Annotated in this window: 12 protein-coding genes; 1 reads left to right on the forward strand and 11 read right to left on the reverse strand. The window is 66.6% G+C overall.

The window, feature by feature from the left end; genetic code table 11:
- Window positions 1-70 precede the first annotated feature (70 nt).
- The 10 genes from IG65_RS0126090 to IG65_RS0126135 form a co-directional block, all read right to left on the reverse strand.
- Window positions 71-289, reverse strand: a complete 219-nt coding sequence (locus IG65_RS0126090; RefSeq protein ID WP_156055764.1) for a hypothetical protein — start codon at window positions 287-289, stop codon at window positions 71-73.
- A gap of 29 nt (window positions 290-318) precedes the next feature.
- Window positions 319-1602, reverse strand: coding sequence for an NAD(P)/FAD-dependent oxidoreductase (locus IG65_RS0126095; RefSeq protein ID WP_051756885.1), 1284 nt, complete (start codon window positions 1600-1602; stop codon window positions 319-321).
- A 2-nt stretch (window positions 1603-1604) separates the two neighbouring features.
- Window positions 1605-1925, reverse strand: a complete 321-nt coding sequence (locus IG65_RS0126100; protein WP_030517599.1) for a 2Fe-2S iron-sulfur cluster-binding protein — start codon at window positions 1923-1925, stop codon at window positions 1605-1607.
- Window positions 1926-1935: 10 nt separating this feature from the next.
- Window positions 1936-3165: a cytochrome P450 gene (locus tag IG65_RS0126105; protein ID WP_030517600.1), complete on the reverse strand. Its 1230-nt coding sequence runs from the start codon at window positions 3163-3165 to the stop codon at window positions 1936-1938.
- A 32-nt stretch (window positions 3166-3197) separates the two neighbouring features.
- A complete protein-coding gene (locus tag IG65_RS0126110) occupies window positions 3198-4103 on the reverse strand; it encodes an SDR family NAD(P)-dependent oxidoreductase (RefSeq protein WP_030517601.1) in 906 nt (301 codons plus the stop codon).
- 45 nt (window positions 4104-4148) lie between these two features.
- A complete protein-coding gene (locus IG65_RS0126115) occupies window positions 4149-5096 on the reverse strand; it encodes an SMP-30/gluconolactonase/LRE family protein (RefSeq protein WP_030517602.1) in 948 nt (315 codons plus the stop codon).
- Between the two features lie 234 nt (window positions 5097-5330).
- On the reverse strand, window positions 5331-5864 hold the full coding sequence (locus IG65_RS0126120; protein WP_030517603.1) for a VOC family protein: 534 nt from the start codon (window positions 5862-5864) through the stop codon (window positions 5331-5333).
- Between the two features lie 222 nt (window positions 5865-6086).
- Window positions 6087-6830 (reverse strand): ABC transporter ATP-binding protein, encoded by a 744-nt coding sequence (locus IG65_RS0126125; protein WP_030517604.1) that lies wholly within the window; start codon window positions 6828-6830, stop codon window positions 6087-6089.
- 2 nt (window positions 6831-6832) lie between these two features.
- Complete coding sequence (locus IG65_RS0126130) at window positions 6833-9604, reverse strand: ATP-binding cassette domain-containing protein (protein ID WP_030517605.1); 2772 nt, start codon at window positions 9602-9604, stop codon at window positions 6833-6835.
- Window positions 9605-9642: 38 nt separating this feature from the next.
- Complete coding sequence (locus tag IG65_RS0126135; protein WP_030517606.1) at window positions 9643-10887, reverse strand: ABC transporter substrate-binding protein; 1245 nt, start codon at window positions 10885-10887, stop codon at window positions 9643-9645.
- Window positions 10888-11181: 294 nt separating this feature from the next.
- On the opposite strand from IG65_RS0126135, the gene IG65_RS0126140 reads away from it, so the two are divergent.
- A complete protein-coding gene (locus IG65_RS0126140) occupies window positions 11182-11958 on the forward strand; it encodes an IclR family transcriptional regulator (RefSeq protein ID WP_030517607.1) in 777 nt (258 codons plus the stop codon).
- Here the strand turns inward: IG65_RS0126140 and IG65_RS0126145 are convergent.
- Entirely contained in the window at window positions 11923-12639 is a 717-nt protein-coding gene (locus IG65_RS0126145; protein WP_051756887.1) for a PadR family transcriptional regulator, read from the reverse strand. The two genes, IG65_RS0126140 and IG65_RS0126145, sit on opposite strands and share 36 nt — an antisense overlap.

The following is a 12639-nucleotide window of genomic DNA, read 5'->3' on the forward strand; positions in this document are numbered from 1 at the left end:
GGATGATTCGACGAGTCCGGCGCCGAGCTACAGGCCCGCAACGGGCTTCCCGGCAAGTGTGCTGCGACGCTCAGGACCACAATCCCGCGCACGGCAAGGGCGGCAGATCGCGGCACACGTCGTCGTCGACGGTGACCATGAGATCCGACGACAGCTGCGTCAGCGCGCACGCCACGTCGCGTGCCTGTTCAGCGCTCGCCTTGTAGTCGAGCGTCAACGCACCGGCTTCGATGCGGATGTGGCGCAACCGCGACGTCACCCCAGGGTGGCTCGAGATCAGCTTTGCCATAACAGATTTCCGTACAATCGCGATGACACTTACCAGCTCCGCGCCGGAGCCAGGAGCTTCTTGAGCGGAACCGCTGTGTCCGCCAGATCATTCGGCCCCGGCCGATGCCCGCGGCTCAGTGCCGACCGTAATGCCACGAAATCCGCTGGGGAGTTGAGGCATTCGGCGGCAACCAGCGCATCGTCGGTGAAGTACAGCGCTACCCGCCGATGCGGACGCTGCGGATCGGTACGAACCAGCATCGACGTGTGCCCACCGATGAGGCCGGCGATCTGCAACTTCTGATCGCCCTGATCCGACCAGAACCATGGGGCGGGCCGCTGCGGGCACGGTTGGCCCAGCAGCACCGCAGCAGCCGCATTGGCCTGCTCGACCGCATTGTCCACCGATTCGAGCCGGTAGCGAGCGCCGGACTCGGATACATGGGTGGTGCAGTCGCCGATGGCGAGAGTCCACCCATCCGAGGCCAGACAGTGCCGGTCCACGAGGATGCCGCCGTCGCAGTCGAGTCCGAGTTGCGCGGCGAGCTCGGTCCGGGCCTCGGCCCCGATCCCCACGACGACCGTCGCAGCCGGGATTTCGCGTCCGTCGTCGAGCCGCACCGCGTGAATCCTGTTGTCGCGGTGCTCGATCGACACCGGCAGCGCTCCCAGCACCACGTCGGTCGCCATCGTTCGGTGAGCGGCGAGCAGGGCCGCGGCGGTGTCAGGGCCCACCGCCCGCGCGAGCAGCCGCTCCCCTGCCTCGATCACGGTCACGTCGGCTCCCAGTGCCCGCGCCGTGGCGGCGACCTCGAGACCGACGAAGCCGCCGCCGACGACCACGACGGGCCCGGCCGGCACCCGTGCGGCGAGCAGGCGGGCATCGTCGAGGTCGCGCAGCACCAGCACATCGGGATGATCGGCGCCGGGCAGCGGCAAACGCCGCGGACGCGCGCCGGTGGCCAGCACCAGCCGGTCGAATTCCCGGATCGAATTGTCACCGTCAAGCGTGAACCGCACCTCGACGCCGGCCGGGGTGCGGCTCAGGTGCGTGACCCGGGCACCGACGATCAGTTCGATCTTCTGGTCGCGGTAATAGTCCGGTTCGCGCAACAGCACCGAGTCACCGGTGGCCTCACCCTTCAGCCACGCCTTCGACAGCGGCGGGCGCTGATATGGCAGATGCGGCTCATCCGAGATCAGCGTGAGCTCGCCGGTGAAGCCCCCGGCGCGAAGGCGATCGGCGAGCTGCACCCCGGCATGTGCGGCGCCGACCACCACCACGCTGTGGGGCGGCGCCTGCACATCGGTCCCGTTCTGCGATTCGGTCATCGTCAGACCTGCTCGTCGGGAATGGTCACGTGCAGATCGACGCCGTCGGACAACGTGAGCTGGCACGACAGCCGCGAGTTGTCCTCGCGATCGGAGGCCGTGCAGTCCAGCATCTCGTCCTCGTCCTCGGACGGATCGGCGAAGTACCCCAATTCGCCAGGCTCGAGATACACGTGGCAGGTCGCGCACGACAAGGTTCCGCCGCATTGGCCGACGATGCCGTTCACGCCGTTCTTGACGGCAGTCGACATCACCGAATCACCGACGGCGCCGTCGACGACACGCACCTGGCCGTCGGGCTGGGTGTAGAACACTTTGGGCATCGGCACGCTCCTACCAGGTGACCGGCAGATCGACGATCGGCTGGGTGAGGTTGTCGTTGTCGACGACCGCCTCACCGTGCAGTGTCAACCCGGGCAGCCGCTTGAACAGCTCGGCCAGCCCGACCTGCATCTCCATCCGGGCCAAGGGCGCGCCCAGACAATGGTGCAGCCCGTAGCTCAGCGTCAGATGCGGGTTGTTGCTGCGCCGGATATCGAAGACATCGTCGTGTTCGAGGGCCACACCGTCGTGAGCCACCGCCGCCGGGTCGACCATCACGGCCTCACCGCGAGCGACCAGCTGACCGCCGATTTCCACATCCTCGGTGGCGATGAACGGCACGAGACCGCCACCACCGGCGACCTTGTCTCCCAACGCCATTCGACCGTGGCGCAGAATCTCCTCGACCGCGGTGGGTGCCATGCCGTCCGGATCCTGCAGGAACAACTCGAGCTGGTCGGGGTTGCGCAGCAGCGACAGCACACCGGCGCAGATGAAATTCGCGGTGTTGTCGAATCCGCCGATGATGAGCACCAGCGCGATCGGCAGAATCTCGCCGTCGGTGAGGCTGTCGTCCTTGTCGCGGGCATTGGCCAGATCGCTGAGCAGATCCTCGCGCGGGCTCTTCCGGCGTTCCTCGATCAGCGCCATCATGTACACGACCAGTTCGGTCATGTTGGCGACGACTTCTTCCTCGGGCATATTCGCCACCGCGAGGGTCGCCGAACTCCATTTCTGGAATTTCGGGCGGTCCTCCGGCGGTACCCCGAGCAGGTTGGCCAGCATCTGGATCGGCAGGGCGACGGCATAGTCGTGAACCAGGTTGGTGGGCGCGCCCTTGGCGACCATCTCGTCGATGAGATGGTTGGCGAACTCGACGGCCGAATCCCGCATCGCCTTCACTCGTTTGGGCGAGATCGAGCGCTGCACGAGTTTGCGCAGTTTGGTGTGATGCGGCGGGTCCTCGAATTGCAGTGTGGTCCTGAGGAAATCGGGGAATTCCACGAAGTAGGGCACCACCCGTTCGCCGGTGCGGAACGGTTCACGTACGAACCGCCCGTCACTGAGCATCTCGCGGGCGGCGGCGTTGCGGTGGATGACCCACACGTCGCCGCCGAAGGGCATCGTCATCTTCGTCATCGGCCGCTCCGCGGCGATAGCCCGGTAACGATCGACGGCGTTCTTCGGCGGCACCGGATCGAAGGGGTATTCGGTCGGGGTGACCGTTTCTGTTGTACTCATGAGCAAACTCCAGTCGGGGCTGTCGAAGGTGGTCAGGACACCGGCATCTGCGCCGGCGCGACGACCTGCGGCAAGGCATCGGGGGTGATCGCCATGACCTGGTCGAACCGCTCCGCGACGCTCTCGACCGTCAGGCCTGGGTCATGGATGCCGACGGTGTTGACCAGTGCCAGCCGGTTCACGATGCCGCCGGCCACGTTGAACACCTCACCGGTGACATCGCAGCTGGGGTGCAGCAGGTAGGCCACCACCGGTGCGATGTGCTCGGGCAGCAGCGAGGTGCGCATGTACTCCATGATTTCCGGCGACAAGGTGTCGGCGGCGGCTTCGGCCATGCGGGTACCCGCCCCGGGAGCGACGGCGTTCACTTTGATGCCCTTGTCCAGCCCTTCGAGGGCGAGGTTGCGGGTCAGGCCGAACACCGCGCCCTTGGAGCCGCCGTAGTGCGACATCCCCGGATTGCCCAGCATCGCTTGCGAAATGGTGTTGACGATCCGCGGCGATTCGGCCCGCAGCAGATGCGGCCACGCCGCCCGGCATACACGCAGAGTGCCGAAGTAGTGGACGTCGAGGTGGCGTTGATATTCCTCGTCGGGCACCTCGTCGAACGGCGCGGTGCGGACGATGCCGGCGTTGTTCACCACGCTGGTAAGCCCGCCGAAAGAGGAGACCGCCGCGTCGACGAGGGCGCGGGCGCCGTCCTCGGTGGACACGTCGGCGGCGCATGCCACCGCTGTGCCGCCGGCGGCGGTGATCTCGTCGACGACCTGCGCGGCCGGGTCGTCACCGTCCACGCCGGAACCGTCGATGCTCGCACCGAGGTCGCCGACCACGACCGAGGCGCCGCGCGAGGCGAGCAGCAGCGCATGGGCGCGGCCGATGCCGCGGCCCGCGCCGGTCACGACGACGATGCGGTCGCTGAAATCCAGTGTTGCCATTATCTTTTCCTCGAGCTCTGTGAATTCGGTGGGCTTCGGACGGGATCAGGGACGGGTGTCGCCGCCGTGCTGCGGCACGTCCGCCACCCAGATGCCACCCAGCGCTTCCCGAGCGGACTTCTCGAAGTCGAAGACCTCGTAGCCGGCGGTCAGGTACAGGGTGCTGCGATCGGGACCGGCGAGCAGGCAGGCCGAGGCGATGCCGTTCTCCAACGGCAGCGAGACGGCGTCGGTGATGCCTTCTTCGGTGAAACGCGCGACATATCCGCCGCCGGGCATGGCCGCCCAGACCCCGCCCTCGGCATCGAGGCCGATCCCGTCCGGCATGAACGGGCAGGTGGCGAACTCTCGCGGATTCGACAGGGTGCCGTCGGCGGCGCGATCCATCACGGTGATCTTGAAGGCCATCACCTCGGCGGTGTAGACCCGGGTTCCGTCGGCGCTGACGGCAATCCCGTTGGCGCACAACAACGGACCGACCTTCTCGGGAGTGCCGACGGTGCCGTCCGGTTCCACCACGATCAGAGGTGACGGAACGGGATCCTCGCCCTTGAACAGATCGAAGCCGAGCTGGGTGATATAGGCGCGCCCGTCGGCGTCGACCACCATGTCGTTGGCTGCGGCCGAGCAGTGCTCGGAGATGTCGGCGTACACCGACAGGTCCTCGGGCCCGCCCCCGCCGTGGATCAGCACCAACTTCTCGTGCATGGACACCACGATCAGCCGCCCGTCCGGCAACCAGCCGAATCCGCCCAGCACGATCGGCACGTCGGTCTTCGCCGCCCGCGCGTTCGCGTCGACGACGACGGTGGCGTTGCCGTCCGCGTCGAGGGTCTTCAAGGTTCCGGTGTACATGTCCGAGAACCAGAAGGTGCCCTCGTGCCACCGGGGGCACTCCGGCCAGGAGTATCCGGTCGAGATCCTGCGGGCCTCGTAGGTCGGGGCTTGCGCCGCCGCGACGGCGGCGGCGACGGTGTCGACGGGATTGGTCATTGTGAGGCCCTCCAGCAACGGTGATAGGGACGGAAAGTTGTTGCAGCCGTAACGGTCTCGGCTCCACAGCACACGTGAGCCACGACTACCGCCGGATGCGAAGGCGGTGGTTCGACAGGCCCGGTGCGCCCAGTTCACGGCGGTGAACTGGGTCACAAGCACGTGGCATGACAGGACGATAGGTTTCCGCGATCGGCGCCAGCCGAGGCCCTCCCATTCAGCGGGAGAGGTCTGTCAGAACCCGTCCGCGTACCGTGCCGCGATGCGCTCCCACACGGTCGAATCGGTGCGGGGACCGCCCGGAGTGGACGCGCCGTAACGCTCGATCTCGGCGGCGAGATCGAGCGGAGCGGTCGGCGGAGTACCCGGCACCAGGGCCTGCTCGACACATTCGTCGGGCACCAGCCAGCACACTTCGAATTCGATCCCGTCGGGATCGCGCCCGTAGAGGGCCTTGGTGGAACCGTGGTCGCCGGTGCCGGTCAATGCCCGTGCCGCGGCGAGACGTTCGTGCAGTGCCGCGAGTTCGGCCAGGGTGTCCACCTCCCACGCCACGTGATAGAGGCCGACAGCGCCGGGTACCGGCGTCGCGCGGTCCCGGGCCTGGAACAGGCCGAGATCGTGATCGTTGGCCGAGTCCTCGTGGCGCAGAAAGGCAGCGCCGGGAAATGCGCCGGGAAGCCGGCGGAACCCGAGTACACCCTCGTAGAAGTCCAGGCTGCGCTGTAGATCCGACACGTACAGGACGACGTGGTTGATCCCGCGCAATACCCGGCCCTCCTCGACGACAACGCCACCGGCGCACACCGGGTGACAACGGTAGTACCGAAATCCTTCCTCGAACCTACCGGCGAACACGGATCCCGTCCCGTGGAGCGGAACAGTCGGGGTGGACCGATCCGCATCGCGACACGTGTTTCGGCCGGCCACCGCGGCGACACCGATTTGCCCGGTCCGCACCGGTGCCGGCCGCGCATGGCGAGCCCCGGGTCAGGAGACCGCCGTCGCGGCCGAATCCTCGCCTGCCTCACCGAGATACGCCCGCTCGATTCGGCGTGGATCGGCACGCAGCGCTTCGGCGGTATCGGAATCCGCGACCGTGCCGTGCACCAGGATCGCGGCTCGGTCGGCGATTCCCAGCGCCAGGTGCACATGCTGCTCGACCAGTAGCACGCTCATGCCGTCGTCGGCGAGTGCACGCAGCACATCCAGGATTTCGCGGACGATGACCGGGGCCAGTCCCATACTGAGTTCGTCGATGAGAAGGACCTTGGGGCGCTGCAGGATCGCCCGGCCGATGGCCAGCATCTGTTGCTCGCCGCCGGACAGCCGCCCGGCGTCGACCGACAGCCGCTTCTCCAGGGCCGGGAAGTACTGCAGCACTTCGGGGATCGCCGTCCGGCGCCGGGCGCGCTCGGCCGCGGCGAGACGCAGGTTCTGCCGGGTGCTCAACTGCCGGAACAAGGCCCGGTCGTCGGGCACCAGCACGACTCCGGCACGCACTGCGGCTCGTGGGCGTCCGCTCACGATGTCGGCGCCCTCGACCCGGATCTCACCGCCGGCGCGGGGCAGCAGTCCGGACAAGGTCGAGAGCAACGTGGTCTTACCCGCCCCGTTCGGCCCCAGGAGGCAGGTGATCTCCCCGGCGTGCAGGTCCAGGCCCACACCGCGCAGGCACGGTCGCTGCTTGATGTAGCCGGCACTGAGGTCGCGGCATTCCAGCACTGTTGTCATGGCTACGCCTCCTGCGTGGTCAGAGCGCCGGACTGCAATTCGGGCACTGCTTCGGAATCCACTTCGACGGTGTCGGACGAGACGCCGAGGTAGGCACGCAGCACCTCGGTATTCGTCCGGATCGATTCCGGTGGTCCGCTGGCGATCACCGTGCCCAGATCCAGCACGATCACCCGATCACAGATGGTGAGTACCAGCTCCATATCGTGATCCACCAGCAGAATCGCGGTTCCGCTGTCGCGCACGGAACGCAACTTCTCACCGAGCCAACGGCTTTCGTTGTTGTCCAGCCCCGCGGCGGGTTCATCGAGCAGCGCCACCGCGGGGGCCGCGGCCAGCACGCGGGCCACCGAGACCAGTTGCCGTTGTCCCTGCGACAGCGAGGCCGCCGCCGCATCGGCCATGTCCCCGAGTCCGAGGACAGCCAGTGTGCGCGAAACCAACTGGGCAACCGGAAGTTTCGACTGTGATCGGGCGGCGCCGACCCGGACGTTCTCCGCGACGGTGAGATCGTCGTAGAGTTCCACATCCTGGAAGCTGCGGCCCAGTCCCGATCGTGCGCGGGCATGAGGCGGTGCACCGGCGATGGCGGTGCCGTCCAGGGTGATGGCACCACTCGCCGAGGCAAATCCGGTGACGGCATCGATCAGCGTGGTCTTTCCGGCGCCGTTCGGCCCGATCAGCCCGACGATCTCACCCGGGAACACCTCGAAGGTGACATTCGATACCGCGGCCACCGCACCGTAGGACACACTGACGCCGTCGACCGACAGCAGCGGAATGTCGGTGTCGCGCGGCGTCACGGCATCGGTCACCTCCACCCCGCCGGACGAGGTGCGATCGCCGCGGCGCAGCGCAGGCCACCGAACCCGCGGCAGGCGGCTGGCGATGCCGTCGGGATTGGTCATCACGGTGATGATGAGCAGAATTCCGCTCAGTACGGCGTAGTAGTCACCGATGTGCAGGAAGCGGTCGACCAGCAGGTAGACCACACCGCCCGGAGCCATGAGACCGGCCAGGATCGCGCCCCTGATCGAGGTGACGCCGGCGACGTACATGATGGCGAACAGCCCGATGCCGGCGAATACCGCGAACGGCTCCGGCGTGGCAAGAGTCTGTTGATAGCCGAGCAGAGCACCCGACAACCCGGCGATGAAAGCGCCGATCGCGAAGGTGATCAGTTTGGTGCGCGACACATCGATGCCCGCGGCCGCCGCCGAACGTTCGTTGGCGCGCACGGCGAGCATGTCGGTACCGAGGCTGCTGCGGCGCAACCAGGCGACACCGAGTCCGACCATCGTCAGTACCGCCAGGCACAGCACACCGAACGCGATACGCGGATAAGCATGTCCCGCACCGATTCCGAGGTCGATGCCGAACAGCCGGGGATTGTCGATCGGCGCGCCGGCGACACCGCCGTTGAGATCGGGATTTCGGAACCAGAACGCTTCGACGAAGACTGCGAGCGCCAGCGTGACCACGGTGAGCGGCAGGCCACGCACTCGGAGCGCCGGCAGGCCGACCACCACGCCGACGAGGGTCGCGAACAGGGCGGACAGGATCGGCGCGAACGGAAACGGGATCCCCAGGTGCTGGTTCAGCACGCTCAACGCATAGGCCGAAACACCCGCGAGGGTGAGCTGAGCCAGCGAGATCTGACCGGCATATCCCGTGACCACGACCTGCGACAGGGCGAGCACGCCGAAGATGATGCTGCTGACGACGGCGGCCCGGTAGCTGCCGGACGTCGCGGTCAGCGCCACGACGGCGACCACCAGCGACAGCATTGCGGGGATCGCTATGTGATCGGGTCGCGGGGCGCGTCCGAGTGCCTTGCGCACCACACTGCCACGATCGGGCAGCGGACGTCCCTTCACGACCAGGAATCCCAGGATCAACAGCAGCGAGATCGCCTCGGCCGTACCGGATTTCGGCATCCAACTGTAGAGACCCTGCAGATTGGTGGCTTCGGCCTGCAGGGCACCGATCACGATGCCCGCGGCAACGGTCAGCCAGATCGAACTGAAATTGCCCACCAGGGTGGCTGCCAGCGCCGGCACGATGAACATCGAATAGGCCACCGGATTCAACGCCACCAGCGGCGCGATCAGGATGCCGCCGAGGCCCGCGACCACCGAGGACAGCGCCCAGTTGCTGAACGCGATCCGGTCCGGTGACAATCCGGTCAGGTAGGCGCCCTTCTCCGATTCGGCGGCCGCTTCGGTCGCGACACCGAAGCGGGTGAAGCGGAACACGACCGTCGCGACGATCGCGATGCCGATGATCGAGGCCGCGAGCCAGATCCGGTCGGTGGGCACGGTTCGGTCCCCGATCCGGAAGGTGTCCAGGGCGAAAATCGGCTGGACGGCAACGAGTCCGGTGCCGACCCGCTGCGCGATCAGCGCCTGGATCACGATCATCAACCCGATCGAAGCCACCGCCTTCGCCACCACCGACGCGGTCCGCATGGGCCCGAACACCAGCGCGTAGCAGAGCACGCCGAGGACGGCGGCGAAGACCAGAGAGATCGCCATGGCCGGGGCGACACCCAGGGGCCCACCGAGATGGATGGACTTGGGCAGTCCCGGTATCGGAACCAGCAGTTCCCCCTTGCGGAGCAAGGCGTAGGTGTATGCGGTGTACAGCGCGACCGTGCCGGTCGCGAAGTTCACCACACCGGAACTCTTGAACGTCATTACGAGCGCGAGTCCGATAGCCGCGTACACAGCCCCGTTTCCGAGGCCGAGCACGAGGTAGGAAAGATGGTCTGTCATGGCGATCTCTCTGGCCGAATCCCGTTGTTACCCTTGACCTATCCGGTCACTTCGAGGTCCACCGGGACACCCTTGTCGTTGATCTTGCCGATCAGCATCTGATGCGAGCAGATCGACGGCATCTGCGGCACGGCGGTGCCGTTGCAGGTGAACGTGATTCCGCCGCCGGCCGGCATCTCGACGTTCTGGGCCGTCTTCAACGCCTGCTTGATGCCCGCCGCATCGGCCTGGCCCTGCAGATTCTTGGTGGCCCCGACCAGCGCCGTGACGAGCTGGTAGCCGGAGGACGCGGCGCCGGTGACGTTCAGATCCTTCGCGTACTGCTGCAGCACGGAGCGGTAGAGCACCGAATCCGGGCGATCGGACAGGTAGTCGGTGGCGGTGATGCCGATGCTGCCCTTGACCGTGTCCATCCCGATGATGTTGGTGACCGAGGGATCGAGGCACGTCGGGATGTAGACCTTCTGCACGTTCGGATCGGCGGTCTGGATCGCCTTGTACACCGAGGTGCAGGTTCCGGCATCGGCGATGACGCTGACACCGTCCGGCTTGGCGGACAGTCCGGAGGTGACCAGCGGAGTCGGGTCCGGCACGCCGAGGGCGATCGGCACCACCTTCAGGTCGACGCCGGCCCCCTGGAAGATCGGAGCGCCCATCGCGTTGATCATGGCGCCGATACCGCCGCCGTCACTGGCGAAAATGGTGAACGTCTTCATGTTCTGTTTCTTGGCCGCCTGCGCCATCGCGGTGATCGTGCCGGGCAACCCGGCCGACAGCGACGATGATTCCGGCGAGGTCAGCTCCACCTGCGACACACCGTTGAGGGTGACGTAGGGGATCCCCGCCCCCGCGACGATCGGCACGATGGCCGGACCCTGCGAGGTTCCCGGCGACAGGACGGCCGCCACCTTCTGTTCGACCAACTCGTTGGCGCACTTGGTCGCCGAGGTCGGTTCCTCCTGTTGCTTGCACACGACCAGGTCGATCGGATGCCCGGCCAACCCACCGGCGTTCTTGTTCACATACTGGACCGCAGCCTCGGCCCCTTGACGCATTTCCGGAATCGAGACGACCGCGCCGCCCTCGGTGGAGACGAACCCGATCTTCACCGGTGTACCGGAGGCCGGGTTGTCCGGCAGCGATGTGGTCGAGGCACCGGCGATCGCGCTGTTGTTCGAGGTGTCGTCGCTGCTACATGCACTCGCGCCCAGGGCCCCTATCAGGGCCAATGCGCTGAATCCGGCAAGTGTTCGCCGGTGGCGAGCAAGTCCGCCAAGTTTCATGATCCGAGATCTCCTTCTGCGAGGAGGAGCCACGCCGAGTGTTCGTCGGCACACCGGGCTCCTCGCATGATGTGCATCACATATCGATGTCAGCGGCGATTATGTGCGGATCGGACACCCGGTCGCGGACGGCGGTTCCCGTTCACCGGGACAACGGTTCGCAGAAATTTCGCCACACCCGCCACGACGGCAGCAAACTCCGTGACCCGCTTCACAGATCGGCGTCGATGTGCCACTATTTTCTAATCGAAATAGGCACGTCAGATCGTCGCCGTGGTCAACGAGGAGCACAGCATGACCGTTACGCAGGAGATTCACGCGGCCGAGGCGAACACCCCCAGCAATATCCTCGACCGGTTGACTCTCGTCCTCGACGCCTTCGACGGACACGAAAGTCTCGGTCTGACCGAGATCGTGTCCCGGACCGGACTGCCTCGCTCGTCGGCGCACCGGATGCTCGATCGGCTCGTCCGCCTGCGCTGGTTGCAGCGCCAGGGCCGCAGCTACAGCCTGGGGATCAGGCTCGTCGAGCTCGGCTCGCTGGCCGTCCACCAAGATCGGGTGCACGCCGCGGCGCGCGAACACCTGCATCACCTGTACCGCGCCACCGGAATGGTGGTGCATCTCGCGGTGCTCGACGGCGCCGACGTGGTGTACCTGGACAAGATCGGCGGCCGGCTGGCCGCGCAGGTTCCGACGCGCATCGGCGGCCGCCTGCCCGCCGCCCGCACGGCATTGGGCAAGGCTTTGCTGGCATACGACAACCACACCGAACCGGGCGGCGAGGTGGTCCGGCAGCTGGGTTATGCCGTCGAACGAAACGGCGCACCGACCGGGTTCGGGTGTATCGCCGCTCCGATCGGGGAGGTGGGCGAGGCCAGGACCGCAGTGTCCATCTGCGGTCCGCTCAACAAGATGTCGTTCGACAGCCGCATGACCACGCCGGTGCAGCTCACGGCCGCCGCCATCGTGCGCAGCCTCAACGCCGGCCGGTTCGTGACTCCGACCTTGCAGCGCAAGAACATCCTGCGATCGCTACCGACCGCGCCCTCCGTTCTCGCCGAAGGCTGACTGGTCGGTTCCGGTCTCCGCGTCCGGATCGTCAGCGCCCACAGCACGCCAACTTCCGGGATGACGCGGCACCGGAAGTCCGAATTCGTCGGTGACGACCGAGGAGCGATAATGCTCGGCCGCGGCATCGATATCCGCGAGCAGCTGCTCGGCCAGCTCGATCTCGGCCTCGAAATAGCGCTGCGACCAGCGCAAACTCATCTGCGTGAACGACCATCCCGGCTCCGGATCCGACCGGTCGGCGTGCCGTCCCGCTCGCCGCGCGCGCTCGCGAAGGTTGTCGATATGGGTCCTGACGATGCGCTTCAACTGCTCCGGATCGTGCAGATGACCCATCCAAAGGCGAAGCATCACCCCATGTTTGAGCACCGGCATATCCACGTCGGCATCGCGCGACCAGTTACGCAGCGCGCGCAGCCCGTCCACGGTGATGCGATACAGCCGCCGGTTGCGCACGCCCTCGTCCGCGACCAGTCGGGACTGCACCAGCGACAGGTCCTCGAGCTTCTTCAGTTCGCCGTAGATCTGGCTTACCGACGGACTCCAATAGAAGAATCCGATACTCCAGTCGGCCCATTTCTTCAATTCGTTGCCGGTCAATTCCTCACCGAATGACAACATCCCCAATACGGCCCAGCTGGTGGCGGGCAAGTTGGGGAAAGAATCGACGTCAGCACCCAT

It is taken from the genome of Nocardia sp. NRRL WC-3656 (assembly GCF_000720265.1).
Taxonomy (GTDB): Bacteria; Actinomycetota; Actinomycetes; order Mycobacteriales; family Mycobacteriaceae; genus Nocardia; species Nocardia nova.